Origin of the sequence: Rhizobium sp. LjRoot98 (assembly GCF_964252935.1) — a bacterium.
GTDB lineage: Bacteria > Pseudomonadota > Alphaproteobacteria > Rhizobiales > Rhizobiaceae > Pararhizobium.
Window position 1 is genome coordinate 107,982 of sequence record NZ_CAXUPW020000005.1, and the last position, 25,944, is coordinate 133,925.

At 58.7% G+C, this 25,944-nt stretch carries 33 protein-coding genes and 1 other RNA gene; 22 read left to right on the forward strand and 12 right to left on the reverse strand.

Features of this window, described 5'->3' with window-relative positions; genetic code table 11:
* Window positions 1-44: 44 nt before the first annotated feature.
* The 3 genes from rcdA to ACSQ3J_RS17370 form a co-directional block, all read right to left on the reverse strand.
* A complete protein-coding gene (rcdA, locus tag ACSQ3J_RS17360; RefSeq protein ID WP_060506496.1) occupies window positions 45-563 on the reverse strand; it encodes a protease adaptor protein RcdA in 519 nt (172 codons plus the stop codon).
* 389 nt (window positions 564-952) lie between these two features.
* Complete coding sequence (locus ACSQ3J_RS17365) at window positions 953-1,141, reverse strand: DUF1192 domain-containing protein (protein ID WP_060506495.1); 189 nt, start codon at window positions 1,139-1,141, stop codon at window positions 953-955.
* Window positions 1,138-2,421: an MFS transporter gene (locus ACSQ3J_RS17370; protein ID WP_436039661.1), complete on the reverse strand. Its 1,284-nt coding sequence runs from the start codon at window positions 2,419-2,421 to the stop codon at window positions 1,138-1,140. The genes ACSQ3J_RS17365 and ACSQ3J_RS17370 overlap by 4 nt, the downstream gene beginning before the upstream one ends.
* Before the next feature lie 179 nt (window positions 2,422-2,600).
* On the opposite strand from ACSQ3J_RS17370, the gene ACSQ3J_RS17375 reads away from it, so the two are divergent.
* The 3 genes from ACSQ3J_RS17375 (at window position 2,601) to ACSQ3J_RS17385 (ending at window position 4,761) form a co-directional block, all read left to right on the forward strand.
* On the forward strand, window positions 2,601-2,756 hold the full coding sequence (locus ACSQ3J_RS17375; RefSeq protein ID WP_436039662.1) for a hypothetical protein: 156 nt from the start codon (window positions 2,601-2,603) through the stop codon (window positions 2,754-2,756).
* Window positions 2,757-3,107: 351 nt separating this feature from the next.
* On the forward strand, window positions 3,108-4,409 hold the full coding sequence (locus ACSQ3J_RS17380; protein ID WP_436039663.1) for a sensor histidine kinase: 1,302 nt from the start codon (window positions 3,108-3,110) through the stop codon (window positions 4,407-4,409).
* The gene (locus ACSQ3J_RS17385; protein WP_082512304.1) at window positions 4,402-4,761 is read left to right on the forward strand and encodes a response regulator; all 360 of its coding nucleotides are present in this window, start codon (window positions 4,402-4,404) and stop codon (window positions 4,759-4,761) included. Before ACSQ3J_RS17380 ends, ACSQ3J_RS17385 begins: the two co-directional genes overlap by 8 nt.
* A 52-nt stretch (window positions 4,762-4,813) precedes the next feature.
* Here ACSQ3J_RS17385 and ACSQ3J_RS17390 read toward each other — a convergent pair whose 3' ends face one another.
* The 6 genes from ACSQ3J_RS17390 to tkt form a co-directional block, all read right to left on the reverse strand.
* On the reverse strand, window positions 4,814-5,734 hold the full coding sequence (locus ACSQ3J_RS17390) for a PhzF family phenazine biosynthesis protein (protein WP_436039665.1): 921 nt from the start codon (window positions 5,732-5,734) through the stop codon (window positions 4,814-4,816).
* A 174-nt stretch (window positions 5,735-5,908) separates the two neighbouring features.
* Entirely contained in the window at window positions 5,909-6,934 is a 1,026-nt protein-coding gene (locus ACSQ3J_RS17395; protein WP_436039667.1) for a class I fructose-bisphosphate aldolase, read from the reverse strand.
* A 217-nt stretch (window positions 6,935-7,151) separates the two neighbouring features.
* Window positions 7,152-8,351, reverse strand: a complete 1,200-nt coding sequence (locus ACSQ3J_RS17400) for a phosphoglycerate kinase (protein ID WP_060506490.1) — start codon at window positions 8,349-8,351, stop codon at window positions 7,152-7,154.
* Window positions 8,352-8,364: 13 nt separating this feature from the next.
* The gene (locus tag ACSQ3J_RS17405; RefSeq protein ID WP_060506489.1) at window positions 8,365-8,898 is read right to left on the reverse strand and encodes a putative glycolipid-binding domain-containing protein; all 534 of its coding nucleotides are present in this window, start codon (window positions 8,896-8,898) and stop codon (window positions 8,365-8,367) included.
* A gap of 186 nt (window positions 8,899-9,084) precedes the next feature.
* On the reverse strand, window positions 9,085-10,095 hold the full coding sequence (gene gap, locus ACSQ3J_RS17410; protein ID WP_037099929.1) for a type I glyceraldehyde-3-phosphate dehydrogenase: 1,011 nt from the start codon (window positions 10,093-10,095) through the stop codon (window positions 9,085-9,087).
* A 73-nt stretch (window positions 10,096-10,168) separates the two neighbouring features.
* A complete protein-coding gene (gene tkt, locus ACSQ3J_RS17415; RefSeq protein WP_037099926.1) occupies window positions 10,169-12,151 on the reverse strand; it encodes a transketolase in 1,983 nt (660 codons plus the stop codon).
* Between the two features lie 338 nt (window positions 12,152-12,489).
* On the opposite strand from tkt, the gene ACSQ3J_RS17420 reads away from it, so the two are divergent.
* The 4 genes from ACSQ3J_RS17420 to ACSQ3J_RS17435 all read left to right on the forward strand — a co-directional run bounded on the left by ACSQ3J_RS17420 (window position 12,490) and on the right by ACSQ3J_RS17435 (window position 14,311).
* A complete protein-coding gene (locus tag ACSQ3J_RS17420; RefSeq protein ID WP_037099924.1) occupies window positions 12,490-12,762 on the forward strand; it encodes a DUF4164 domain-containing protein in 273 nt (90 codons plus the stop codon).
* Window positions 12,763-12,792: 30 nt separating this feature from the next.
* On the forward strand, window positions 12,793-13,170 hold the full coding sequence (locus ACSQ3J_RS17425) for a cell division protein ZapA (RefSeq protein ID WP_037099923.1): 378 nt from the start codon (window positions 12,793-12,795) through the stop codon (window positions 13,168-13,170).
* A 60-nt stretch (window positions 13,171-13,230) separates the two neighbouring features.
* Window positions 13,231-13,390: non-coding RNA, 6S RNA (ssrS, locus tag ACSQ3J_RS17430), on the forward strand.
* Window positions 13,391-14,092: 702 nt separating this feature from the next.
* Entirely contained in the window at window positions 14,093-14,311 is a 219-nt protein-coding gene (locus ACSQ3J_RS17435) for a hypothetical protein (protein WP_037099921.1), read from the forward strand.
* 159 nt (window positions 14,312-14,470) lie between these two features.
* On the opposite strand, the gene ACSQ3J_RS17440 is transcribed toward ACSQ3J_RS17435, so the two are convergent.
* Entirely contained in the window at window positions 14,471-15,355 is an 885-nt protein-coding gene (locus tag ACSQ3J_RS17440; RefSeq protein WP_060506601.1) for a LysR family transcriptional regulator, read from the reverse strand.
* A gap of 149 nt (window positions 15,356-15,504) precedes the next feature.
* Between ACSQ3J_RS17440 and ACSQ3J_RS17445 the strand changes: the two genes are divergently transcribed.
* Window positions 15,505-15,666, forward strand: a complete 162-nt coding sequence (locus tag ACSQ3J_RS17445) for a hypothetical protein (RefSeq protein WP_156393907.1) — start codon at window positions 15,505-15,507, stop codon at window positions 15,664-15,666.
* Here the strand turns inward: ACSQ3J_RS17445 and ACSQ3J_RS17450 are convergent.
* Entirely contained in the window at window positions 15,661-15,873 is a 213-nt protein-coding gene (locus ACSQ3J_RS17450; RefSeq protein WP_060506600.1) for a LuxR C-terminal-related transcriptional regulator, read from the reverse strand. The two genes, ACSQ3J_RS17445 and ACSQ3J_RS17450, sit on opposite strands and share 6 nt — an antisense overlap.
* A 281-nt stretch (window positions 15,874-16,154) precedes the next feature.
* On the opposite strand from ACSQ3J_RS17450, the gene ACSQ3J_RS17455 reads away from it, so the two are divergent.
* The 8 genes from ACSQ3J_RS17455 to ACSQ3J_RS17490 all read left to right on the forward strand — a co-directional run bounded on the left by ACSQ3J_RS17455 (window position 16,155) and on the right by ACSQ3J_RS17490 (window position 20,901).
* Complete coding sequence (locus ACSQ3J_RS17455; RefSeq protein WP_060506488.1) at window positions 16,155-16,766, forward strand: 5-formyltetrahydrofolate cyclo-ligase; 612 nt, start codon at window positions 16,155-16,157, stop codon at window positions 16,764-16,766.
* Window positions 16,744-17,568, forward strand: a complete 825-nt coding sequence (locus ACSQ3J_RS17460) for a TIGR00282 family metallophosphoesterase (protein ID WP_060506487.1) — start codon at window positions 16,744-16,746, stop codon at window positions 17,566-17,568. The genes ACSQ3J_RS17455 and ACSQ3J_RS17460 overlap by 23 nt, the downstream gene beginning before the upstream one ends.
* A 46-nt stretch (window positions 17,569-17,614) precedes the next feature.
* Window positions 17,615-17,869 (forward strand): BrnT family toxin, encoded by a 255-nt coding sequence (locus tag ACSQ3J_RS17465; RefSeq protein WP_060506486.1) that lies wholly within the window; start codon window positions 17,615-17,617, stop codon window positions 17,867-17,869.
* Window positions 17,856-18,173, forward strand: a complete 318-nt coding sequence (locus ACSQ3J_RS17470) for a BrnA antitoxin family protein (protein ID WP_436039669.1) — start codon at window positions 17,856-17,858, stop codon at window positions 18,171-18,173. The genes ACSQ3J_RS17465 and ACSQ3J_RS17470 overlap by 14 nt, the downstream gene beginning before the upstream one ends.
* Before the next feature lie 115 nt (window positions 18,174-18,288).
* A complete protein-coding gene (locus ACSQ3J_RS17475) occupies window positions 18,289-19,128 on the forward strand; it encodes an MBL fold metallo-hydrolase (protein WP_060506484.1) in 840 nt (279 codons plus the stop codon).
* 15 nt (window positions 19,129-19,143) lie between these two features.
* Window positions 19,144-19,623 carry a hypothetical protein gene (locus tag ACSQ3J_RS17480; protein ID WP_060506483.1) on the forward strand — a complete coding sequence of 160 codons (480 nt, stop codon included), beginning with the start codon at window positions 19,144-19,146 and terminating at the stop codon, window positions 19,621-19,623.
* Window positions 19,624-19,710: 87 nt separating this feature from the next.
* Window positions 19,711-20,457, forward strand: a complete 747-nt coding sequence (locus ACSQ3J_RS17485; protein ID WP_060506482.1) for a YebC/PmpR family DNA-binding transcriptional regulator — start codon at window positions 19,711-19,713, stop codon at window positions 20,455-20,457.
* A gap of 93 nt (window positions 20,458-20,550) precedes the next feature.
* The gene (locus ACSQ3J_RS17490) at window positions 20,551-20,901 is read left to right on the forward strand and encodes a cupin domain-containing protein (protein WP_060506481.1); all 351 of its coding nucleotides are present in this window, start codon (window positions 20,551-20,553) and stop codon (window positions 20,899-20,901) included.
* Between the two features lie 48 nt (window positions 20,902-20,949).
* On the opposite strand, the gene ACSQ3J_RS17495 is transcribed toward ACSQ3J_RS17490, so the two are convergent.
* Entirely contained in the window at window positions 20,950-21,951 is a 1,002-nt protein-coding gene (locus tag ACSQ3J_RS17495; RefSeq protein ID WP_060506480.1) for an LLM class flavin-dependent oxidoreductase, read from the reverse strand.
* A 173-nt stretch (window positions 21,952-22,124) separates the two neighbouring features.
* Here ACSQ3J_RS17495 and ruvC point away from each other — a divergent pair, with 173 nt between their 5' ends.
* The 6 genes from ruvC to ACSQ3J_RS17525 are packed head-to-tail and all read left to right on the forward strand — an operon-like array spanning window position 22,125 to window position 25,941.
* Complete coding sequence (gene ruvC, locus ACSQ3J_RS17500) at window positions 22,125-22,637, forward strand: crossover junction endodeoxyribonuclease RuvC (protein ID WP_060506479.1); 513 nt, start codon at window positions 22,125-22,127, stop codon at window positions 22,635-22,637.
* A gap of 55 nt (window positions 22,638-22,692) precedes the next feature.
* Window positions 22,693-22,959, forward strand: a complete 267-nt coding sequence (locus tag ACSQ3J_RS17505) for an AbrB/MazE/SpoVT family DNA-binding domain-containing protein (RefSeq protein ID WP_060506478.1) — start codon at window positions 22,693-22,695, stop codon at window positions 22,957-22,959.
* A complete protein-coding gene (locus tag ACSQ3J_RS17510; protein WP_081927832.1) occupies window positions 22,937-23,356 on the forward strand; it encodes a type II toxin-antitoxin system VapC family toxin in 420 nt (139 codons plus the stop codon). Before ACSQ3J_RS17505 ends, ACSQ3J_RS17510 begins: the two co-directional genes overlap by 23 nt.
* Window positions 23,357-23,369: 13 nt before the next feature.
* Window positions 23,370-23,987, forward strand: coding sequence for a Holliday junction branch migration protein RuvA (gene ruvA, locus ACSQ3J_RS17515; protein WP_060506477.1), 618 nt, complete (start codon window positions 23,370-23,372; stop codon window positions 23,985-23,987).
* A gap of 40 nt (window positions 23,988-24,027) precedes the next feature.
* Window positions 24,028-25,068, forward strand: coding sequence for a Holliday junction branch migration DNA helicase RuvB (gene ruvB / locus ACSQ3J_RS17520; RefSeq protein WP_060506476.1), 1,041 nt, complete (start codon window positions 24,028-24,030; stop codon window positions 25,066-25,068).
* Window positions 25,069-25,941 carry a metallophosphoesterase gene (locus tag ACSQ3J_RS17525; RefSeq protein WP_060506475.1) on the forward strand — a complete coding sequence of 291 codons (873 nt, stop codon included), beginning with the start codon at window positions 25,069-25,071 and terminating at the stop codon, window positions 25,939-25,941. It begins immediately after the preceding gene.
* The last annotated feature ends 3 nt before the right edge of the window (window positions 25,942-25,944 follow it).

Genomic DNA, 25,944 nt, shown 5'->3' on the forward strand with positions numbered 1-25,944 from the left:
CTATGGGCCGGGTTTGTTATGTCAGGCTATCTGCTTGGCGCCGATCAGTTGGTGCCAAAGGCGGTCTGCAGTAGGTTGAGCTGGGCCTTGACGCCGTTCTGGTTGTCCGGAAGGAAGTTCTGGGCTTCCTGCGGCCGGTAGATTTCGCGGTCGAGTAGGGCGACGCGGTTTTGCAGGCGCAGCGAACGGTCGATCAGATCGCGAAAGCCTTCCGGCAGGTCGTTCCAGCCGGGTGCGGTGCGGTCAACGTTGAAGCTGTCGAGGCGGACCTTGTTCTTTTCCGACAGGACCTGTTCGCGGTTCATCTCGCCATTGTTGACGGCGCGCTGCAGCAGAAGCCAGGAAGCCATCTGCATCAGGCGAGTGGTCAGGCGCATCGACTCAGCGGCGTAGAGCACGGATGCCATGCGCGGCAGCACCTTGGAGGCGGTGCGGCCGGGACCGTCGAGATAGCTTGCCGTTTCTTCAACCAGGCCCATGCCTTCCGAGTACAGCACTTTGAACTGCGCCGAAGAAGCGGCGTGACCGGCAAAGCTCACTGTATTCAATCCACGTTCGGACATGGTCGGATTCCCTGGTTAAACGCATCGACTTGGGCAGGTAACGAACGGGTTAACAAAAAGTTTCCTGCCGTCCATCTGATAGCTTGAACATGATCCCATAGCGCATTCCGCGCAAGTCTATTCTTAAGAAAGGGTTAATCTCCACAATTCTCTGCAAATTGTGGAAAAAAAGACAAAAAAAGAGCCGCGATAAAGCGGCTCTCAAGGTAAAACAGGGAGAAAAATCAGACCATTCGCCGATGGTGAAATGTCTGAGTCCAGAGCGATCCGGATGCCTCAGTAATACCTTATAATGCTTAATGATGCGTTTCGGCGGCCAAAGCCGTGGCGAATGTTGCCATTGTTTTCAATGGCCGGCCGTCGCGATCGTCCTTCGAAAGTTAAGAATATTAACGGAAGAAGCTTTCGGCTGCCGATTTGCTGGCCGACTTTCTTGCCCGTTCGGCTTCCAGCCGCTCGATCTCCTGTTTCAGCACATCAATGCGCAGGGAAAGCTCGTCGGCCGACAGCAACGCGAGATCGGCGCCGATCTCATGGGCGGGCTGCTTCTTTGGGCGGTCATCGTCAAACAGGCTCATTGCGGTTTCCTTTCCAGCCCTTCTTCACCATTCGGCTCCTCCTCGAAGGGAGCAGCTCGCGGCGACAGTTGCAGGCTCTCGGGTGTTGTCAGCGTGCCGGGGTTGATTGTCGAGTAGGCGTCGCGTTCGGCCGCTGGAACCGCCGCACGCATGCGGCTGCGGAAGATTGCGTAGGCCGTAATCAGCACATGGGCGCAGGCGGTGATCATGAACAGGCCGTAGGGTCCGGTGACGGTCATGATCGGGCCGCCAATGGTCGGGCCGATGATCGTGCCGATACCGTAGAGCAGAAGCAGCCCGCCGGAGATCTTGACGAAATCTTCGGGCGTCGCAAAGTCGTTGGCATGCGATACGGCGATCGGATAGAGCGCATTGGCGGTGGCGCCATAGATGCCGACAAGCGTGATGAGCATGATCACATGCGTCGGCTCGATCAGGAAAATCAGCGTGCCAGCAACGGCGGCAACGGCGGCGAGGGCTGCGAGCACATAACGGCGGTCGATCATGTCGGAGAGGCGGCCGGCAGGAAACTGCATGACCGCACCGGCAAAGATCGTCGTACTCATCATCAACGCGACATTGCTGTCCGTCAGCCCGACCTGGCGGCCGAAGACAGCGCCGAGCGTACCATAAGCACCGTTGGCGATGCCGACTAGCAGGATGCCGAGGAAGGAGATCGGCGAATTGCGGTAGAGGCCGCGCAGGTCAAGGCTCACCTGTTTCAGCGGCTGCGGCGAGGCGGCGGTCGACAACAGTGTCGGCAGCATGGCCAGGCAATAGACGATGCCGCAAATCATGAAGAATGTCGTCGTCCCGGTGTTGCCGAACGGGATCATCAGCTGGCCACCGACAACGCCCATCAGCGTGATGGCGATATAGAGCGAGAAGATTGCGCCACGGCTTTCATTGGTGGCGCGTTCGTTCAGCCAACTTTCGATGATCATCGAGGTGCCGGCGGTGGAGAAACCGGTGAAGGCGCGTAAGACGACCCACCAGATCGGATCGACGAGCAGGCCGGTCAGAAGGGCAATGATGGCGAGCAGTGCCGCAAAGCCGCTGAAGGCGCGGACATGGCCTGCGCGTTTGACGATGGTCGGGGCGAGCAAGCAGCCGAGCACGAAGCCGCTGGCCCAGGAGGTGCCAAGCAGACCAAGCAATGTCGTCGAATAACCTTCCGTCGTGCCGCGCACAGGCAAAAGCAGGCTATGCAGGCCGTTTCCGAGAAAGAGAAACAGCGTTCCAAGCAGGAGTGCGGCGACGGGAAGAAGGTTTTTTCGCATGTGAATTCCGCTGGTTCCGGGCTGCACCGAAAGGTAGGGCCATGCCGCCACAATTGCCAGCCGGAATTTTTTATTGAGTGAGACTGCAAAAGACGCTCTAACCCAGATCGCGCGCAAAAGTGACGCGCGTGTGACGGGCCGGAAGCGTCTGTAAGCTCTTTTCAACAAATGAGAAAACAATGTCCAAAGCGTTAACGGTTATCCTGCTTTTGGCGATGTTGATCCAGGTGCTGAAACCACTCAATCTGCCGGGACTGCGCCATCGCCGCGATTTCTGGAAGATCGCCGTGTTTGCGATCGCGGTGATGATGGTGACGGTGCTGATCCGGCCTTAGGCGCGCGAAAAAACTTTGACTTGAACCGGTCCTCATCAGCCTTGCCGTTTTCGAAACAAGCGTTAAGTCCTGCTCATTAAGGAACAATCGGTCATTTGATCTGCTTTGCAGTCCGCGACGTGAAAGGGCTTGGCAACCATGAGCCTTGGGCTAAGTGAATCCCGAAACGGCGAAGACGGCTTCGCGTTTCTGGGGAATGGCGGCGAGATGGGTGCGCTCATCCGAGACCGCGACTGGGCTTTAACCCCTCTCGGCCCCGTCAGTGAATGGCCAGGCTGTCTGAAGACTGCCACGTCTCTTTTGCTGCAATCGCCTGTGCCCATCGTCATGTTGTGGGGAGAGCAGGGGGTGATGATCTATAATGATGCCTATTCGGTTTTTGCCGGTAAGCGGCATCCGCACCTTCTGGGCTCGAATGTGCGCGAAGGATGGGCGGAGGTCGCCGACTTCAACGACAATGTCATGAAAGTCGGGCTTGCCGGCGGAACGCTTGCCTATCGCGATCAGGAGCTGACACTGCATCGCAAGGGCTATCCGGAGCAGGTCTGGATGGACCTCGACTATTCGCCGGTGCTTGATGAAAGCGGAAAGCCTGCAGGTGTGATTGCGATCGTCGTGGAAACCACCGAACGTGTTCTTGCAGACCGGCGCAACGCGGCCGAGCATGAGCGGCTTCAGCAATTGTTCGAGCAGGCGCCGTCCTTCATGGCCATGCTGCAAGGGTCGCAGCATCGTTTCGAGCTCGTCAACCCGGAATATCGCAAACTGATCGGCGAGCGCGATGTTCTGGGAAAGCCGGTCGGCGAGGCGCTCCCGGAGATCACCAGCCAAGGTTTCGTCGAACTGCTGGACAAGGTTTTCGAGACCGGCCAGGCTGTCAACCGCACCGCCGAAAAGGTACTCTTGCAAAAGCCGGGCGAAGGTGTCGAGGAACGATATCTCGATTTCGTTTATCAGCCGATCAAGAATGATGATGGCGATGTGACTCATATCTTCGTCCAGGGATCGGACGTGACGCTGCGTGTACGGGCGGAAAATCACCAGAGGCTTCTGGTGAACGAACTGAACCACCGTGTGAAAAACACCCTCGCATCCGTGCAATCGATTGCCACGCAAACGCTACGCGGCGCAAACTCCGTGGAGGAGGCAAGCGGTGCCATCAGTGCGCGTATTCTGGCGTTGTCAGCTGCACACAATATCCTGACCAATGAGAATTGGGATGGCGCCGACCTTGCGGTGATCGTGACGTCTTCGCTGGAAGCCTTCGATGGCCCTGGCGGGAACCGCTTCCGGATCCGCGGCCCTCACGTCCGATTGGGTCCCCGCGCGGCGCTGTCGATGTCGCTTGCTCTGCACGAACTGGCAACCAATGCCGTCAAGTACGGCGCGCTTTCCAATGAGGCGGGGTTTGTGACAATCGACTGGTCGGTGATCAGGAAGGCAGATAGCAGCGCCTTCACGCTGAGGTGGTGCGAGACTGGTGGACCGCCCATGCCAGCGTCGGACCGCAAGGGCTTTGGGTCACGGCTGATCTTGCGGGTGCTGCCGATGGAACTTGGGGGTACTGCCCAGGTCAACTACGGCCCCGATGGGCTGATCTTCATGCTGGAAACGACGATGCAAGCCATCGAGGAAAGTGTTCCCGGTGATTGAACAGGCTAAAAAACGCGTTCTTCTCGTGGAGGATGAAGCCCTTGTTGCAATGCTTGTGGAAGATTATCTGACTGATCTCGGTTTTGACGTCGTTGGCCCCGCGATGCGGTTGGAGCCGGGACTACTATTGGCCCAGACGGCGGATATCGACTTTGCCGTCCTCGACATCAATCTCGCCGGAAAGCAATCCTTTCCCATTGCCGAAATTCTGCGCCAGCGCGGGATTTTGTTCCTCTTCGCCAGTGGCTATGGGACTGCGGGGCTGGCGGAGGGCTTCGAGCAGGTCCGGGTGCTGCAAAAGCCTTTCGATCGCAATGATCTGGAAAAGGCGATGCAGCAAGTGGTGCCGTAAGGTTTCTCAGATTTATGATCCTGCTGATCGTGGCGACTGGGCCGATCCGGCCCTAGAGAAGAATGGAGCCCGTCATGACCGGGGCGCATTGCCCCGCTATCCGGACGCTCTCAATTTGCCCCTTCGATTTTACAGCAGTGACGCCGATCACGCTTCTGCGGCCCATCTCGACGCCTTGTTCGATGGTGATCTCATCGGTGGCATCCATGTCCGGCAGCAGCGAGGTCAATAACGCACCAAGCGCGCCTGACGCGCTGCCGGTCGCCGGGTCTTCGATGACATTGTCAAGCGGCGCAAACATTCGGGCGCGCAGAGCCCACGGATTTTCCGGCTGTCGGGTGTAGAGAAACAGGGCAAACTGATCGTCTTCCGGCGAATACCGCCGCCCGGCTTCTGCAAAGGCTGCGGTGTTGGGGCAGGCCCTGGCAAGCGCTTCAAGGCTCGTTACTTCAGCGACCGCGAAAGGCAGGCCGACAGAGGCGATGACGGGAACGTGGGTGGTGATACGAAGTGCCCGTACTTCGATCGAGGCGCAGCGGGCGATGGTTTCGCTGTCGACCTGCGGCCCAAGCGACAGCGGCTGTGGAGCGAAAATGCCCGCGCCAATCACGTGTCCCTCAGCATCGCGCGTCAATGCCGCCTCGACAATTCCGGCTTTCTCCTCGAACCGGAGCACATCGCCGGCTGGTCTGCCGAATATTCCGTCCTGTCGGCCAAGAACGAAGGCCGTGCCGACATTGGGATGACCGGCAAACGGAATTTCCATGGTCGGCGTGAAGATCCGCACGCGCGCCGTATTGGCAGGGTCTTGTGGCGGCAGCACGAAGGTGACTTCGGAATAGCGGAATTCGGCGGCGATGTTCTGCATCTGCGCGTCCGTGAGGCCGCGTGCGTCGGGAATGACGGCTAGCTGGTTGCCGGAAAACCGTTCGCTGGTGAAGACATCGACGGTGACATAGGCAACGCTGTTCATGATGATTTTTCCCTTCGCTACCTGGAGCCGTGTGTCAGGGATAACGTGCGCCGGAGATCATGCGAACAAGGTTCTTGTCACCCTGACAATCGAAAGCATGTCGTGGGTTCTTTGTCATAGAAAAAGCCCGGCCGCTTGCGCGAACCGGGCTTCTCCCCCTCCGTAACCGTGGTGTTACGCGGCTTTTTCGAGCTCTTTCTTCCAGCCGCCCTTGGCAGCAAGGCTGCACATCTCGGCGCGATGGCTGAAGGCGCGCTGGCCGGCGGCGACGTTTTCCGGCTTGCCGCTCCAGGCGTTGAGCGCCTCGGTCTGAAGCGCGCGGCCATAGGAGAAGGTCATGCCCCAAGGCAGGTCGTAGCCGGCGTTCATGGCGGAGAGATGCGCGGTCGCTTCCTCGGTGGACTGGCCACCCGACAGGAAGGCGATGCCCGGCACCGCCGATGGAACGGTGCGCTTCAGCACCTTGACGGTGCGCTCGGCGACTTCGGCGACGGAGGCTTTGCGTGCCTTCTTGCCATCGATGACCATGCTTGGCTTGAGGATCATGCCTTCGAGGCTGACGCGGGCATCGGTCAGTTCTTCAAACACGATGCGCAGCGTTTCTTCGGTGACGTCTTCCGAGCGCTCGATCGAATGCGTTCCTGGCGCGCCATCCATCAGCACTTCCGGCTCGACGATCGGCACGATGCCGGCTTCCTGGCAAAGTGCAGCGTAGCGGGCAAGAGCCTGCGCGTTGGCCTTGATGGCGCCGAAGCTCGGCAATGTGTCGGAAACGGAGATCACGCCGCGCCATTTGGCGAAACGGGCGCCGGCGTCGTAATAGGTCTTCAGGCGGGCGGCGAGGCCATCGAGGCCTTCGGTGATCGTCTCGCCCGGAAACTTTGCCATCGGCTTGGCGCCGGTATCGACCTTGATACCGGGAACGGCGCCTGCGGCACGGATAACGTCAACGAGTGGCGTGCCATCGGCTGCCTTCTGGAAGAGTGTTTCTTCATAGAGGATAACACCGGAAATGTAGGCTTTCATTGCGTCATCGGCGCGAAACAGCATTTCGCGGTAATCGCGGCGCGATGTTTCCGTCGACGTCAGGCTGATCGTCTCGAAGCGCTTGCCGATCGTTGCGGTGGATTCGTCGGCTGCCAGCAAGCCTTTGCCGGTGGCGACCATAGCCGCTGCAATGTCTTCCAGTCTTTCGCTCATATGCGTTCTCCTGTTGTTGCGATGGCTCGCCGATAACAGAAGAATACGGCAACGAAAATGGAAGTTAAATTGGTTTAAACGATTGAAATTATTTTAATCGATTGAAATATTGGGATTATTTTTGCGATGCATCAAAAATTCGGTGCGGCGCAACGAAAAGCCCCGGCGCAAGGCCGGGGCTGAAGGTCGTGATTCACGCTCGTTTGAGCGCCTGTGTTTATTTCTGCTGGTGCAGGATATCGACGCCGGGAAGCGGCTTGCCTTCCATCCATTCGAGGAACGCGCCGCCAGCGGTCGAGACGTAAGTCAGGTCCTCGGCAACGCCGGCGTGGTTCATCGCCGAAACCGTATCGCCGCCACCGGCAACGGAGACGAGTGCACCGCTTTTGGTGCGGGCGGCGGCATGCTTGGCAACCGCGACGGTGGCCTTGTCGAACGGGGCGATCTCAAATGCGCCGAGCGGGCCGTTCCAGACGAGTGTTTCGGCTTTGCTCACCCAATCGTTGACGGCGGCGATCGACTTCGGGCCGACATCGAGAACCATGGCATCGGCCGGGATCGCTTCGATATCGACGACTTCATTGTCGGCGCCAGCCTTGAACTCGCGGGCAACGACGCCGTCAACCGGCAGAACGATGGCGCAACCGGCTGTGGCTGCCTCGATCATGATCTGCTTGGCCGTGTCGGCAAGGTCGTGCTCGCAGAGCGACTTGCCGACATTGGTGCCGCGGGCCGCAATGAAGGTGTTGGCCATGCCGCCGCCGATGACGAGGGCGTCGACCTTCTTCACGAGGTTCATCAGCAGGTCGATCTTGGTCGAAACCTTCGCGCCGCCGACGATGGCGACGACCGGGCGCTTCGGATTGCCGAGGCCCTTTTCCAGCGCCTCAAGCTCAGCCTGCATGGTGCGGCCGGCATAGGCCGGCAGCAGGCGCGCAAGGCCTTCAGTCGAGGCATGGGCACGGTGCGCGGCGGAGAAGGCGTCGTTGACATAGATGTCGCCATTGGCAGCCAGCGCCTTGGTAAATTCGGCGTCGTTCTTTTCCTCACCCTTGTGGAAGCGGGTGTTTTCAAGGAGCAGCACGTCGCCATCATTCATCCCGGCAATCGCTGCTGCGGCCTTGTCGCCAATGCAATCGGCGGCAAAATGGACGCGTTGGTCAAGGATGTCTTCAACCGCAGGCGCGATCAGCGACAGCGACATGTCAGCGACTGGTTCGCCCTTCGGGCGGCCGAAATGCGCAAGCAGGATGACCTTCGCGCCTTTTTCGGAGAGTTCGCGGATGGTCGGCACCACGCGTTCGATGCGGGTCGCATCCGTCACCTGGCCATCCTTGACCGGCACGTTGAGATCGACGCGCACAAGCACGCGCTTGCCAGCGATGTCGGTGAGGTCGTCGAGGGTCTTGAAAGTCATGGATAGTCTCCGGTCAAAGTCTCATGAAAAGGGTGGGATAGTCTGCCACCAGTCCGTCATCATCAAGTTCAAGCACTTGCTCGAAGCCGTTGGTATTCTGGAAGCGGAAATGTCGTGAGTCGAGCTTGGTATAAAACTGGTCATCGCGGCGCACGGTCATCTCGTCGCCGTTAATCCAGGCCATCGCAAAACGCTGAGATTCTCCTTCAACCCAGCGATTGCGCCACACGGGCAGAGAGTTGGTGAAGGGCGTCGGCCAGATATCGACATCGATGCAACCGGCAAGGTCCGGGCAAGGGGCTGCATTTTCATCGGTCCAGTTGCCGGAGCCGTCGGCAAAAAGTGCAAGTGTCTTTCCATCTGTTCGTTCGACAGCAGCGCTTCGCAATACGAGTGTCTCGTCAAGTTCGATCCTATAGAGGAGACCGTAGGTTGGTGCGACAATAGCGCCACGGATGCGTCGACCCGCTCCGTTGGTGATTATTTCGCAATGCTCCACCGTCTCGACCTCTAAGCCTCGCCAGCGGACGCTTCGGTTCAACTCCATTTCGCGCGGCTCCCGGCCAGATAACAACGTTACCGAAGGCGGCACTCTGCGTCTTGATTTTCAGATCGGCTCCAAAGCACCGTACCGCCTGAAGCTGCTGAAGTTCCGGCAAGACCTGGATGACAGAGCGGAACGGTGCCTTCCGGCAAAAGAAAGGCGGCGCCTAGGCGCCGCCGAAACATAGCTTTAGATCAGCTTTGCCATCGCAACGGCCGTGTCGGCCATGCGGTTGGAGAAGCCCCATTCATTGTCGTACCAGGACAGGATACGGACGAACTTGCCTTCCAGAACCTTGGTCTGGTCGTTGGCGAAGATCGACGAATGGCTGTCATGGTTGAAGTCGCGCGATACCAGCGGCTCGTCGGTGTAGCCAAGGATACCCTTGAGAGCGCCATTGGCAGCGGCCTTGATGGCACCGTTGATTTCGGCAACCGTCGTGTCGCGCTTGGCGACAAACTTGAAGTCGACGACCGAAACGTTCGGGGTCGGAACACGGATCGAGGTGCCGTCGAGCTTGCCCTTGAGGTGCGGCAGGACGAGACCAACGGCCTTGGCGGCGCCGGTCGAGGTCGGGATCATCGACAGGGCTGCAGCGCGGGCGCGGTACAGGTCCTTGTGCATCGTGTCGAGCGTCGGCTGATCGCCGGTGTAAGCGTGGATCGTTGTCATGAAGCCATGATCGATGCCGACGGCGTCGTCCAGGGTCTTGACGACCGGAACCAGGCAGTTGGTGGTGCAGGAGGCGTTGGAAATGACCAGGTGTTCCTTGGTCAGTTCGTTGTGGTTGACGCCGAAGACGACGGTCAGGTCAGCACCATCGGCAGGAGCCGAAACGATAACGCGCTTAGCGCCAGCCTGAAGGTGCAGGGCAGCCTTGTCGCGCGAGGTGAAGATGCCGGTGCATTCCAGAGCGATATCGACGCCCATGGCAGCGTGCGGCAGGGTTGCCGGGTCCTTGATCGCAGTGACCTTGATCGGCTTGCCGCCGGCAACCGAGATGGTGTCGCCTTCGACCTTAACCTCAGCCGGGAACCGGCCGTGGACGGAATCGTAGCGCAGCAGATGTGCATTGGTCTCGACAGGGCCGAGATCGTTGATCGCAACGACTTCAATATCGGTGCGGCCGGATTCGACGATGGCGCGAAGGACGTTGCGGCCGATGCGGCCAAAGCCGTTGATGGCAACTTTTACAGTCATTTCAGGTCTCTCCCTGTCTTAAGATCTCGATGTGGAAACCGGAGCGCGCTCAGACGCGCTCCGAAGAGGAAAATCAGGCAAGCTTCTTTTCGGCAGCCGCGACGATTGCGTCGGAGGTGATGCCGAAATGCTTGAAGAGGTCCTTGGCCGGAGCAGATGCACCGAACGAGTGCATGCCGACGAAATCGCCATCGTTGCCGATGAAGTAGTCCCAGCCCTGACGGACTGCGGCTTCTGCGGCGATCTTGACCGGAGCATTGCCGATGACGGCCTTGCGGTAGTCGGCCGGCTGTTCCTGGAACAGTTCGAAGCAGGGAACGGAGACGACGCGGGTCGCAATGCCCTTGCCGTTCAGTTCGGCTGCGGCCTTGACGGCCAGTTCGACTTCCGAGCCGGATGCGAAGATCGAGACCTTGGCATTATCAGCGGCGATCAGCTCGTAGGCACCCTTGGCGCAGAGGTTTTCGGCCGAATAGGTCAGACGCGACGGTGCCAAATTTTGGCGTGTCAGCGCCAGGCCCGACGGGCGATGCTGTTCCTTCAGCGCCTGCTGCCAGCATTCGGCGGTTTCCACCGCATCGGCCGGACGGAACATCAACAGGTTCGGGATCGCGCGCAACGCTGCCATGTGCTCGACCGGCTCATGGGTCGGGCCATCTTCGCCGACGCCGATCGAATCGTGCGTCAGAACGTGGATGACGCGGATGCCCATCAGGGCGGCGAGGCGGATCGACGGACGGCAGTAGTCCGAGAAGATCATGAAGCCACCGGAATAGGGAATCAGGCCGCCGTGCAGCGTGATGCCGTTCATGGCAGCGGCCATGCCGTGCTCGCGGATGCCCCAGTGCATATAGCGGCCGGAGAAATCGGTCGGGGTGATTGACTTCATCTGGCTGGTCTTGGTGTTGTTGGACGGCGTCAGGTCAGCCGAACCGCCGAGCATTTCCGGCACGATGCCGTTGATGACTTCGAGCGCATCCTCGGATGCCTTGCGGGTGGCAATCGCCGGTGGAGCGTCGGCCAGCTTCTTCTTGTAGGTGTCGATGGCGGCATCGAGATTGCCCGGAAGCGCGCCGGCAAAGCGGCGGGTAAATTCGGACTTCTTGGCTGCTTCGGTCGATGCCAGGCGGCCTTCCCAGGCCTTGTGGGCGTCTGCCGAGCGGCCACCGGCCGTGCGCCAGGCGTCGAGAACGTCGGCCGGAACGGTGAAGGCTTCAGCTTCCCAGTTCAGTGCCTTGCGGGTCGCTGCAATTTCCTCGGCGCCGAGCGGTGAACCGTGGACCTTGTGGGTACCCTGCTTGTTCGGTGCGCCGAAGCCGATGACCGTCTTGCAGGCGATGAAGGTCGGGCGGTCCGACTTCTGAGCTGCTTCGATGGCTGCTGCGATCTGTTCGGGATCATGGCCGTCGACGCGGATCGTGTTCCAGTGAACGGCCTGGAAACGGGCGATCTGGTCGGTCGAGTCCGACAAGGAGACGGCGCCGTCGATGGTGATGTTGTTATCGTCCCAGAACAGCACCAGCTTGTTGAGTTTGAGGTGACCGGCAAGCGCGATGGCTTCGTGGCTGATGCCTTCCATCAGGCAGCCGTCGCCGCACAGCACATAGGTGAAGTGGTTCTGCAGGTCGCTGCCGAACTCTTCTTCGAGCTTGCGTTCGGCAATCGCCATGCCGACGGCATTGGCAATGCCCTGGCCGAGCGGACCGGTGGTCGTTTCAATACCGGAAGCATGACCGTATTCCGGATGACCGGCGGTCTTGGAGCCAAGCTGGCGGAACTGCTTGAGGTCCTCCATCGTCATGTCTTCGTAGCCCGTCAGATAGAGCAGCGAATAGATGAGCATGGAGCCATGGCCGGCCGACAGCACGAAACGATCGCGGTCAGCCCAAAGCGGCGCCTTCGGATCGAATTTCAGGTAACGGGAGAATAGCACCGTTGCCACGTCGGCAGCACCCATGGGCAGGCCGGGATGGCCGGAATTGGCCTTTTCGACGGCATCCATGGAGAGGAATCGGATTGCATTTGCCATCCGGTCGTGTTTTTCGCGAGAGATCATTGTCTGTTCCGCTTGAGTTCGGTGGACAGGGGACGGTCTCTATCCTCCAAAGACCGTATGAGAAGCGGCTGACACATAGCACCTGCTTCGACGGAGTCAACAAATACGGGCCTTTTGGCAGGGCTGAAGGACGCTTTTTGAGCGTCTTTCCCGCTTATTCTCTGCAAACGGACCGGTCGATACTAATCGATTTAAAATTCGTGATCCACAGGTTACGCAGCCGCTGCAAGCGGTTGACGTTGTGAACACTTGCCGAATGGGTTTATTAGTGTGATTGGCTTGAAATACAGGCTCCGGGCGGCGATTCGACGCGGTCTGGCGCGTATCAGGAAAGCGTGATGGCGGCAGGAAAGACAGTCAAGGCGGCGATCGATGAGTTGCAAAGCGCATTAAGCAGCCTCGAGAATGCCATTGATGGACGCTTCGACCGGGAGCGGGACCGTGGTGAGATTGAAGGCGAAGTGCGGCGTGTCAACACCGACCGGTCGCGGCTCGCCCAGGAACTCGACCAATCGCAATTCCGGGCAAACCGCCTTGAGGAAGTCAACCGCGAAGTCTCGCGCCGTCTGGTGACGGCCATGGAAACGATAAGGGCAGTGCTGGACCGCTAAGGCGTGGTCAGCCTGCGGGTCAGGTGACGTATGGCACAAGTAACGGTGATGATCGACGGCAAGGCCTATCGCATGGCATGCGAGGAGGGCCAGGAAGATCATCTGACCGAACTCGCCACCCGCTTCGACCAGTATGTCAGTCACCTGAAGAGCCAGTTCGGCGAGATCGGCGATCTGCGCCTGACCGTGATGGCCGGGATCATGGTGATGGACGAGCTCAGCGAAGTGGACCGCAAGCTGAAAAATCTGCAGACTGAGGCCGATGGCTTGAAACAGGGCCGGGTCGCCGCCCTGTCCGATCAGCAGAAAAGCGAGGAAGTGCTCGCGTCGACCCTGTCTGAGGTGACGTCACAGATTCATGAGCTTGCGGCCAAGCTCAGCGGCAAGGCTGCACCTGCTTCTCACTGAATTTTGACAAGTTGGAAGGGTGCCACTGGCGCAAGCCATCAATGCACTCTATATTCCAGTTGCGGTCTGCGCTTCCCGACAGGACACCACAATCCCTGGGGCCATACTCGATCCAAAGGGAGCTGTCCCTGACCTGGCCCGTGGGCTAGGTCACATGGCGCCCACCTACGTTTGTAGGCACCCAGGATCGTAAACAGTTCATCGGTTGTGTGGATCGCACTTTTTCCTTTTATTTTCAATGATTTGTAGCGTAACTTTTTGGCACCTATTTCGCACCGGTGTCAAAAGTGATCGGTCGAATTGCGTGATAGGAATATAGTCTCGATCTTCACCCGAGCGGCCATTTTCATCGTTTATAGCGCACGTGCTCGCGGGCCTCGCCGGATCGGGCTTGCATGACAAGCCTGGCACCTTCGATGGAAGCGAAATCAGGAGAGGTAGGTAGGCGAAAAGCGAGTGCTTTCGAGTGAGGACATACGAAGGCCGATACTCGAGATCCGATTGAAGCAAAGGCGGCAAGCAAACAAAGCCTGGTCTTGTGTATCGTTGCTTATTCTTGACTGGAAAAGTCTCGTTATGGTGAGCAAGTGCTTCTAGCAAGATCAGATTTCTGCAAACACAAGGCACGTCTCAATGAAAAAATGTCACTAGATGCGACGGACTCGGGTCGCATATTGCCAATTTTCTCCAAAAATTCGAAAATGTTCGCGGATCGTTCGCAGATTGTTTTCAGTCATATTAGGCATTAGTTTATCATTACCCAAGCGACATTCTGGAGTTGTTTGAAGCGCATAATGGTTGCGATTTGGGCTGCTTGAAGATTTATCTCTTTTGTGGCGTTGCCATCAGATATGACAATTAAGTTATTAATTGCTAATATAACGATCTGTTTTCAACATCTGAATTCAATGGATGTCATTCAATGATAATCGACGTCAATCATCCGAAGCTGATCAAGACAAATTTGATGGTGCTGTCCAAGGAACCGCTACGCGGGCTGCTGACACTGGAGACGGAGCAAGGCCAGTCATGCATTGAGATTGATGAAGACAGCGCCAACGGTCTTCTTGACGAGGTCTTGGCCCTCTTCGGGGTGCCGCGGCCACCATCCGCGGGCCAAACGGCCACCGCGGGGCTTTGATCGTGGAAACCTGCGCGATTGTCCCGGCAATTTCGGGTGTGTACCATTGCAGGCAGGCTCGGGCAGTCCTTGCCCAGCCGGCAGCTTCAAAAGCAGCTAAAAGATCACCTTAGCTCAGTGCTGTCGGTGCCGATCGCGCTTTTCCTCTTTCTGAAACACTTATCCCTGCGCCCCTGGCCTAAACGCTTCCCGGATGGCGTCGGACATGGTTTCGACGATGCGTTTGTTGCCCCGGGGCCGGGTCTTCATCACCACGTTGGAAAAGTCGATGACGTCGTAGCCGTCGGTATTGGTCAGTTCCCGGCATCCGACGGGGATGCTTGAGCGGGTCAGCGGCGCGATGGCGAGGCCTGAGGTGACGGCGGCAATCAGACCGCTGCTGGTACGGCTGACATAGGCGACACGGCTTTCCAGGCCGCGTTTGGTCAGGCTGCGCAGGGCCAGTTCATCGCACCATCCGTTTTTCAAGTAGGTATAGGTGGCGATCGGCAGCGGATAGCGTTGGTGGGCGCAATGCTGGTCGGAGGTTACCCACACCGTCGGGTCGACCATCAGGACCTCGTTGCGCGTCGGGCCGCCCGGCTCGAAGACAACGGCGATGTCGATCTCGCCGGCATCGAGCGCTGCCAGATTGGACATCGAGACGCCTTGCTGCACGGTGACCTCGACGCCGGGATGAACGGCGGCAAACGCGCCGAGTGCCTTTGGCAGGGTCGAGTTGATGTATTCCTCCGAGATGCCGATCTTGACGGAGCCATCCAGCGCGGGCAGGCGGATAGAGGCTGCGGTATCATCCAGCAGGGTGACGATGCGGCGGGCATTGTCCAGCAGCCGTATGCCCTGGCCTGTCATGTTGACGCCACGCGACCCACGCTCGAACAGGGTCTCGCCGAGAATATCCTCGAGCTTCTTGATCTGCATGCTGACGGCAGATTGCGTGCGGCCGACCGTCTCGCCAGCCTTGGTAAAATTGCCGCTGTCCGCCACGGCAACGAAGGTTCGCAGCAGATCGCTTTCGAGGAGAGGAAACATTGTTTCAGCCATCATCTTTTCTAATGATAGCCATTTTTGCAATTCGTTGGATTGATGTCAACGGACGTCCGATACTGCCGGTGACATGCCGGAGTTTCCAGATGAAGCACGATTACAGAACGCGACGGTGGCCGGCCAGGCTCAGGGGAGGGGTTTGCCGCATGCTGGCACAATGGCGGCAGCAGCGCCTAGCGCGGCTGGCATTCGCAGAGATATCACGGCGCAAGAGTGCGCATCTGCTTGAGGATATCGGCATGAACGAAGCGGATACCTCTCCCGGCCCGATTGATGACGCCGCGCGGCACCGCTTCTGGATGTTATGAAATCAAATCCATCCGCGCTGCTCGAAACACCGCTTCCGCGACATTGCCCGCCTGCAGCTTCTCCATCGCAGAGGTGAAGGCCTGCTCGATTCTTTCATGAGAGATATCTGTTTCGCGGGTGATGTCTTCCCGGGTGCGCCCACGTGCGGCCAATGACAGGCAGCGCAATTCCAAAGGGTCGAGTTCCTGCAGCATCTTGTCCTTCATGGACATATCCGGCTCCGTCTAAAAGCTGAACAGTTCCCCGCATCGCCGGAAGCGGGCACCGAACTGTTTTTCTGATGTTGATTGCGGCCCTCTCTTGCACGGTGAAAAGACAACGTGAAAGTGGAACCCGTTTGCATGATGAACAGACCTCTAAAACCGTGCCAGTTTGGGAAAGGTGCGCGGTTGTGTGGCAAAAAATGGTCGATGTGGTGGTTGCGCGGTTTCCTTTGCCCGGTTTGATGCAATAGACATGAACACTGGCAGACGGGAGAAGCATGCCCATGACACCAAGGGAACTGAAAGCTGCGCTGCGTCTGGAACGTCTGGCACTGCGCGATTCGATGACGCCGGAGGCCCGCATCGAAGCAGGTTTACGGATGCTCGACCACGCCGGTGATGTGATCGATTTTGATCCAGGGCAGGTGATCTCCGGCTTCTGGCCGATCCGCTCTGAGGTCGATGTCCGGCCGTTGATGGCGCGGCTGCGCGAGCGTGGCGCCCGGCTTTGCCTGCCTGCCATTCTCGACAAGCAGACGATCGTTTTTCGTGAACTCGTCCCCGGCGCTCCGATCGTGGAGACCGGATTTGGCACGGCTGGCCCGGCCGGGGACGCGCCGGTTCTCGATCCGGATATCATGCTTGTGCCCTTGGCTGCCTTCGACCGGACGGGCCACCGGATCGGTTATGGGGCTGGATATTACGACCGTGCCATCGAACGTTTGCGCCTGAAAGGCCATATGCCTAGGCTGATCGGGATTGCATTTGACTGCCAGGAAGTGGCATCAGTGCCGGCGGAGCCGCATGACGTGGCGCTGGATGCCTTGCTGACCGAAAGCGGGTTCCGGATTTTCGGGCTAGGAATAAGCAAATATGAGACTTTTGTTTCTGGGTGACATGGTTGGCAAGACTGGCCGGACGGCGGTCTGGGAAAAGCTTCCCGGCCTGATCAGCGACCTGAAACTCGATTTCGTCATCGTCAATGGCGAGAATGCCGCCGGCGGCTTCGGCATCACCGAAGATATTTTTCTTGAGACCATCAATGCCGGCGCCGATGTCGTCACCACCGGCAACCATGTCTGGGATCAGAAGGAAGCAGTCTCCTTCTGCCAGCGTCACGACCAGTTCCTGCGGCCCGCCAATTATCCAGCCGGTACCCCCGGGCGCGGCTCCAACCTCTATTTCGCCCGCAACGGTGCCCGCGTCCTCGTTGCCAACGTGATGGGGCGCGTCTTCATGCACCCGGAACTCGACGATCCCTTCAAGGCGGCGGAAAGTATTCTCGCGGCCTGCCCGCTGAAGGAGCAGGCAGACGCGATCATCTTTGATTTCCATGCGGAGGCGACCAGCGAGAAGCAGTGTTTTGGTCATTTCGTCGATGGCCGCGCCAGCTTTGTCGTCGGAACGCATACCCATGTACCGACCGCTGACGCGCAGATTCTGAATGGCGGCACCGCCTATATGTCGGATGCAGGCATGTGCGGCGATTACGACTCGTCGCTTGGCATGGAAAAGGAAGAGCCCCTCAACCGTTTCATCTCCAAGATGCCGAAGGGCCGCTTCGAGGCTGCCTCCGGCCCTGCAACCCTCTGCGGCGTCGGCGTTGAAATTTCCGATCGCACGGGATTGGCGGAAAACATTGCGCCGCTCAGGATCGGACCGCGGTTGGCGGAAGCGATCCCGGCGTTCTGGGGGTAGGATCTCCATTTCATAATTTCACGCCATTAAAAGTGATACAAAAATTATGAAAATCGTCTATGATGAAATCAAGCGAAGGCTCAATTTAGAGAAGCATGGGCTTGATTTTTTGGCGCTCGACATGGAATTTTTCGGCAGCGCACTCATTGTCGAGACCAAGTTGAACCGGCTGAAGGCCATCGGCCTTTTCAACGATGGAAAGATATCTGTCGTATTTTTCAGGCTAGGTAGCGAAGGCATATCTATCATCTCAATGCGGGCTGCAAGCCGAATGGAAAGGAAGCTTTATGACCAGTGCTAAGAGTTTCAAGTCCCATACTGCTCCGCTTACTGATGAAGAAGAGGCCCGAATTCAGGCCGGTATTGCGGCTGATCCTGACAATCCAGAATGGACGGAAGAAGACTTCAAGCGGGCGCGTCCCTTCGCGGAGGTTTTCCCCGAACTTGCGGAAAGCATCCGCCGCTCGCGCGGACGGCCGGTCGTTGAAGGGCGCAAGCAGCAGGTTTCATTGCGGCTGGATCCGGATGTGATTGCCAAGTTCAAGGCGACCGGCAAGGGCTGGCAGGCGCGCGTCAACGAGATTTTGAAGCAGGCAAAACTCTGATCCTAACGATTCCGCGATGACGTAATCGTGAGCGGTGGCCCGGCAATCCGGGCTGGACCTGGCGTCCTGCCTGCCTATCCTCTGCACCCATGCCAACCTTGGTTTCGTGAGGCGCATGATGCCGCGATTGATCCTGCTTGCATTTGCCGCCATCGTTCTCCTGCATGCCCTGTGGCCGATGCCCGCCCATGCGCAGAGCGCCCGCCCGCCTGTGAGCCAATGCCAGGCGATCGCGCAGTCTGTTCCCGACGTCACTTTCGCAAGTTTTAAACCGTCGCTTGCCCTTAACGTTCAGGCGACTGCTGACGAAGCGGTTGTTATCACCTATGTCGGCCATTCGACATTTCTGATCGAAACGCCCGGCGGCGTTTCGATCGCCACGGATTATAGCGGCTGGTATGTACCACCGAAGGTCCCGGACGTCGTTACGATGAACAAGGCGCATTCCAGTCACTACACGCTGACGCCGGACCCGGCGATCAAGCATGTGCTGCATGGATGGGGCGATAGTGGAGAGCCAGCCGATCACGATGTCGTGGTCGGCGACGCCTATATTCGCAATGTCACGACGGATATCCGCGCCGGCGGCGCGACGATGGAGCCGGACGGCAATTCGATCTTCATCTTCGAGGTCGCGGGTCTCTGCATTGGCCATCTCGGGCATCTGCATCATGAACTCGACGATACCGACTATGCCGGGATCGGCCGTCTCGATGTTCTGATGGTACCGGTCGATGGCGGCTTGACGATGGGCGCGGAAAGCATGAGCCGGGTGGTGACGCGGCTGCGCTCGTCGCTGATCCTGCCGATGCACCGGCGCGGCCCGCCGGTCACCAGTTTCCTACAGATGTTCGGCGATGAATTCGACAAAAGCTTTGCCGCGCAACCGAGCGTGACGGTATCGATGCGTTCCTTGCCAAAGAAGCCGCTGATTTATATCCTTCAGGGCGTCTGACCTGGGAACCATGGAATGAAGTTTTTCGCTGCCTGCCTTCTTGCCGTTCTTTCCATGACACATCAGGTTCTGGCCGATGGCGCGCCACCGCCGCGGTTGCCGAGCGCGGAAGGCGACAGGACGCCCGTGACGGTGCCGGAGATGAAAACGCCCGGGCAGCAGCAAGAATTCGTTCTACCCTCCGGTAATATTGGCTGCATCTACACGCCTGAAGGCGGGACAGAGGTCTATCAACCTGCGGACGGCGGGCCCGAACTCTCCTGCGACCGTGTCGAGCCAAGCTATGTCCGGGCGACATTGTCCCGCAAGGGCGGGGCCAGGCTCGCCAAGGATGTTGGTGATCCCAGTTGCTGTTCGGCAGGCCCGGTGCTCGACTATGGCCAGACGTGGACTGCTGGCCCGTTCTCCTGCCTTTCGACCCGCACGGGCCTCGCCTGCGAGCGCAACGATGGTCATTCGTTCTTTCTTAGCCGCAAGCGCCTTGCTGCCAACTGAAAAAAAGCCGGCCCTTCTGGACGCAAAGCGTCAATGAAACTATAAGGCGCCCAATTCCAAACATGATTAGCATGAGAAGAGGGCGCCATGGCTGGCCATTCACAGTTTAAAAACATCATGCACCGCAAGGGCCGTCAGGATGCCGTGCGGTCGAAAATGTTCTCCAAGCTCGCACGCGAAATTACCGTTGCGGTCAAGGGCGGTCTGCCTGACCCGACGATGAATGCGCGCCTGCGCCTGGCGATCCAGAACGCCAAGGCACAGTCGATGCCGAAGGACAATATCGAGCGCGCCATCAAGAAGGGCTCCGGTACCGACGGCGAAAATTACGAAGAAGTCCGTTACGAAGGCTATGGTCCAGGCGGCGTTGCCGTCATCGTCGAGGCACTGACCGATAACCGCAACCGCACAGCCTCCAATGTCCGCTCGACCTTTACAAAGGCCGGCGGTGCACTTGGCGAAACCGGTTCGGTGTCGTTCTCGTTCGACCGCGTCGGTGAAATTTCCTACAAGCTTTCGGCTGGCGATGCCGACACGGTGATGGAAGCTGCGATCGAAGCCGGTGCCGATGACGTCACCACCGACGAGGACGGTCATTTCATCATCTGCGGTTTCGAAGCCATCGGCGACGTTTCCAAGGCGCTTGAAGCGACGCTTGGCGAAGCCGATACCGTCAAGGCGATCTGGAAGCCCCAGAACACGGTGCCGGTCGATGAAGAGCGTGCACAATCGCTGATGAAGCTGATCGATACGCTCGAAGACGACGACGACGTGCAGAACGTCTACACCAACTTCGAAGTTTCCGACGAAGTCATGGCCAAGCTTTCGGCCTGATTTCTGCCGGTTCACGTCACCGCCTGTCGGGATTGGCAAGTCAGTTCCGGCAGCCGGGCATTAGGCTCCTTCCTTTCAGAGAGGATATGGCCCATGCAGACTGTGACCAAACTTGCGACGCCCGTTCCCGCCGCCGGCGATCCGGCAACACTGGATGGTTGGGTTGTCGCCGCCGGAAATCCTTCGATGAAAACCTGGGCGCTGCATACGTCTTCGGATGGCTCGATGGTTTCAGGTTATTGGGAAGCGACACCCGGCACCTATCATGCAACCTACTCTGCCTATGAATTCGTGCACATGATTGCCGGCAAGATCATCATCACGCCAGATGGTGGTACGCCGGTCACGGTCGTTGCTGGTGATGCCTTCGTCGTTGAGGCCGATTTCAAAGGCACCTGGGAAATCCTCGAAACGGTGCGCAAGCACTTCGATTTCAAGGTTTAAGCCTGATTTGATAGTGTGATGGTACCCCGGAGTTTCTCCGGGGTATTTTTATGCGGCTTTTGCCAGTTGCTGCTGCGCATCTGCAAACAGCCGCACCGATTTTAACCGTGCGTCCATGTCGAAGATCGGCATGGAAACAATCACCTCATCGGCCTCTGTCTGGCCGATGAATTGGTCGAGCTTCGTTCTGATCGTCTCCGGTCCGCCGACGACCGCATAGGTCATGGCATGATCGACGAAAATCTTTTCATTGTCGCTCCACAAACCATCCATCGAATCCACCGGCGGCGGAAACTGGCCACGCGCATTGCGGCGCAGCGCCACGAAAGATTGCTGCATCGAGGTGAAGAGATGGTTGGCTTCGGCGTCGGTATCGGCAGCGACGCCCATGATGCCGACCATGGCATAGGGCTGGTCGAGATATTGTGAAGGCTCGAAACGCTCGCGATAGATTTCCAGGGCTGACAGGAGCATGTCCGGCGCGAAATGTGACGCGAAGGCGAAGGGCAGGCCGAGCATTCCGGCCAGATGGGCGCTAAAATGGCTGGAGCCCAGCAGCCAGAGCGGCACGTTGCTATCGGCGCCGGGCACGGCAATGAGATCCTGGCCGTCCTTGATCGGCCCGAGCAAAGCCTGCAGTTCGACGACGTCATTGGGGAAATTGTTGGCGCTGGCTTCCATGTTGCGGCGAAGTGCAGATGCGGTGCGCATGTCGGTTCCCGGCGCGCGGCCGAGGCCAAGATCGATGCGGCCGGGATAGAGCGCGGCCAGCGTTCCGAACTGCTCGGCAATCACCAGCGGCGAATGGTTGGGCAGCATGATGCCGCCGGAGCCGACGCGGATCGTCTTGGTGCCGGCTGCCACATGCGAAATGACGATCGATGTTGCAGCACTTGCGATGCCCTTCATGCCGTGATGTTCGGCCAGCCAGAAACGCTTGTAGCCGGATGCTTCCGCTTCCTGTGCCAACCTGCGCGAGTTGTGCAAGGCTTGCGAAGCATCTGACCCTTGCGTGATTGGCGAAAGGTCAAGGATCGAAAAGGGCACCATGGGAAAAGCCTTCGATGAATGGAACTGATAGAAGCGTATGTAAGATCGAATTTCGTAAATCCAACCCTAAGGAGGAAATGTGATAGGGGTGGAACGGCCGAATTGTTGCGGATGTTTTTGTTTTGTTCACATTTTGCTGGCAGCGTCCGGGGATGAGTATTAAGCTTCCCACCATGCAAAACACGATTCGCATCATCGGTATCGATCCAGGCCTCCGGCGCACCGGTTGGGGCGTTATCGATACGCTCGGCAACTCGCTGCGTTTTGTCGCCTCCGGCACTGTCACGTCCGACGGCGATATGGATTTGGCTTCGCGGCTTTGCCAGTTGCACGATGGTTTGGCCGATGTCATTCACGTTCACAAGCCGGATGAGGCGGCCGTCGAGCAGACTTTCGTGAACAAGGATGCGGTGGCGACCCTCAAGCTTGGCCAAGCCCGCGGCATTGCCATGCTTGTGCCAGCACGGGCGGGATTGCAGGTCGCTGAATATGCGCCGAATGCGGTGAAGAAATCCGTCATCGGCGTTGGTCACGGTGAGAAGCAGCAAATCCACATGATGCTGAAAATCCTGATGCCCAAGGCCGAATTCAAGGGCAATGACGCGGCTGATGCCTTGGCGATCGCTATTTGCCACGCCCACAATCGCGGTGGCGCCCGCATGCGCATGGCGGCACTCGCAGGCTGATTTGTTCTTGACTTGTTCCTGGTTCGCATCTAAGTAATACCTTGGAGGTATTACCATGCGTGTGACGGAAAAAGGTCAGGTGACCATCCCGAAGGAAATCAGAGACCGTCTCGGCATTGTGCCGGGGTCAGAGGTGGATTTCGTTGCGTCCAGCAAGGGCGCATTGCTGGTGCGGGTGGATGCTGCAGCAGACGAGCCGGCGATCCGCGACTTCGATGACTGGGCCGCCAGCGTGAAGGGGACGTTCGATACCGGAGGCAAGAGCACGGACGAGTTCATGGTCTGGCTGAGAGGTGAACGTGACGATCTCGACCCTCGTTGATACCAATATCTTCATTGATGTTCTCGGGCCTGAAACGCCCATTCGCCCATGGTCGCTTAAAGCTTTGCGCCAATGCGTCAGCGACGGAACTCTGGTCCTCAGCCCGATTGTTTGGTCCGAACTTGCGGCGTCGCCCATTTCAGAAGGAGAGCTGCTTGCTGCCTTGAGCTGGCTCGATCCCAAACGTGAAAATATCCCGTACGAGGCGGCATTCCGAGCGGGCAAGGCGCATCGTGCTTATCGGCTTGCCGGTGGTCAGCGGGAGCGGACATTGCCGGATTTTCTCATCGGCGCCCATGCCGACTGGCGCAGACACCGTCTGTTGACGAGAGACGGGGCCAGATACAGTTCCTACTTCCCTTCCGTCGAATTGATCACGCCGGACACTCACCCATGAAGGATTTTGCGCCATGATCGGCAAGCTGAAGGGAACGATCGACGAAATCGGTGACGACCATGTCGTTGTCGATGTGCATGGTGTCGGCTATGTCGCCCATTGTTCGTCGCGCACGCTGTCGAAGATCGGCTCGCCCGGTGAAGCAATCGTGCTGTTTATCGAAACCTACGTGCGCGAAGACCAATTGCGGCTGTTTGGTTTCCTGTCGGCGCTGGAGCGGGAATGGTTCCGGCTGCTGCAGAGCGTGCAGGGCGTCGGCTCCAAGGTGGCGCTTGCCGTTCTTTCCGTGCTGACGCCCGGCGAACTGGCCAATGCCATTGCGTTGCAGGACAAGACCGCCGTTTCGCGGGCGCCCGGCGTCGGGCCAAAGGTTGCGGTGCGCATCGTCACCGAACTGAAGAACAAGGCGCCCGCCTTTGCCGGCGAAGCCAGCGCCAATATCGGACTGAAGCAGGAACTCGGGGAGGGCGTTGCTTCCGCACCGGTCTCGGATGCGGTCTCGGCGCTCAGCAATCTCGGCTATTCGCGCGATCAGGCAGCCAATGCGGTGGCGGCTGCGTTGAAGAATGGTGGCGAGGGGCTGGATAGCGCCAAGTTGATCCGGTTGGGGCTGAAAGAGCTGGCGCGCTAAGTGCGTTGCCCTGGCGTTCGAGGCATGAGATTGAGTGTACATGAGTGAAGAGCAGAGACTGATCACCCCGGAAAAGCGCGGCGAGGATCTCGATACGACGCTGCGGCCGCAGACGCTGGACGAGTTTACCGGTCAGGCGGAAGCGCGTGCCAATCTGAAAATTTTCATCGAGGCGGCAAAGAACCGCGGCGAGGCGCTGGACCATGTTCTGTTCGTCGGTCCGCCCGGCCTTGGCAAGACGACGCTGGCGCAGATCATGGCCAAGGAACTCGGCGTCAATTTCCGCTCGACATCCGGTCCCGTGATCGCCAAGGCCGGTGATCTTGCCGCCCTTCTGACCAATCTCGAAGACCGGGACGTGCTGTTCATTGACGAAATCCACCGGCTGAACCCAGCCGTCGAGGAAATCCTCTATCCGGCGATGGAGGATTTTCAGCTCGATCTGATCATCGGCGAGGGTCCGGCGGCGCGCTCGGTGAAGATCGACCTGTCGAAATTCACGCTGGTGGCGGCGACGACGCGGCTCGGGCTTTTGACCACGCCGCTGCGCGACCGGTTTGGTATTCCGGTGCGCTTGAGTTTCTATACGGTCGAGGAGTTGGAACTGATCGTCAGGCGTGGAGCTAGGCTGATGGGTCTCGGTATTACGGATGACGGTGCCCGAGAAATCGCCCGCCGGGCGCGCGGCACGCCGCGCATCGCGGGCCGGCTTCTGCGCCGGGTGCGTGATTTTGCCGAAGTCGCCAAGGCTGAGGCTGTGACCAAGCAGATCGCCGACGAGGCGCTGACACGGTTGCTGGTTGACAATATGGGCCTCGATCAACTCGACAAACGTTATCTGACCATGATTGCGCTGAATTTTGGTGGCGGTCCGGTTGGCATTGAAACCATTGCGGCAGGGCTGTCTGAACCTCGCGATGCGATCGAGGACATTATCGAGCCCTACATGATTCAGCAGGGATTCATCCAGCGTACACCGCGCGGGCGTATTTTGACCGCAAACGCATGGAAACACCTTGGATTGCAGGTGCCGAAGGATCTGGAAGCCACCCAGTTCCGCCTGTTTCAGGAGGATGATTGATTGATTTCCCGGCGCGGCTTTTTAAGGACGGTTGGAAGCCTGATGCTGACGGGCATCGCGACCGGCGCCTATGCCGTCGGTATCGAGCCGGTCCGGCAGCCGCGCGTACAGCGCTATCGCCTCGTTCCGGACAAATGGCCCGCCGGTTTGAAGCTGAAACTTGTTGTCCTCGCCGACATTCATGCCTGTGATCCCTGGATGTCACCGAAGCGGATCGGCGAGATCTGCAGGCAGGCCAATGTGTTGGGCGGTGACATGATCCTGCTTTTGGGGGATTTTCTATCCGGCATGCGGATAAGGACAGGGCATGTGGCGCCGGAAGACTGGGTGCGTGAGCTTGCCGCCCTGTCCGCGCCACTTGGCGTTCATGCCGTCATGGGTAACCATGACTGGCTCGATGATCCTGGTGCGATGCTGGCCGGGAAGGGGCCGACGCTGGTCCACACGGCGCTGTCATCGATCAATGTTCCCGTCTATGACAACCATGCCACCCGTTTCGAGAAGGATGGCGAAGGCTTCTGGCTGGCCGGGCTGGCCGATCAGATCGGTCCCTGGCCGGGTCTCGATGACCTGCCAGCCACCCTGGCGCAGATCGCCGATGATGCGCCCGTTATCCTGATGGCGCATGAGCCGGATGTATTCCCGCAAGTGCCAGACCGGGTGTCCCTGACGCTATCCGGGCATACGCATGGCGGCCAGATCCGCCTGTTTGGATATGCGCCCTTCGTTCCCTCGCGCTTTAGCAATCGTTACGTCTACGGCCATATTGTCGAGAATGATCGCAATCTGATCGTTTCCGGTGGCTTGGGTTGCTCGATCCTGCCCATCCGTTTCGGTTCGCCGCCGGAAATCGTCGTTGTCGAACTTGGATAGACC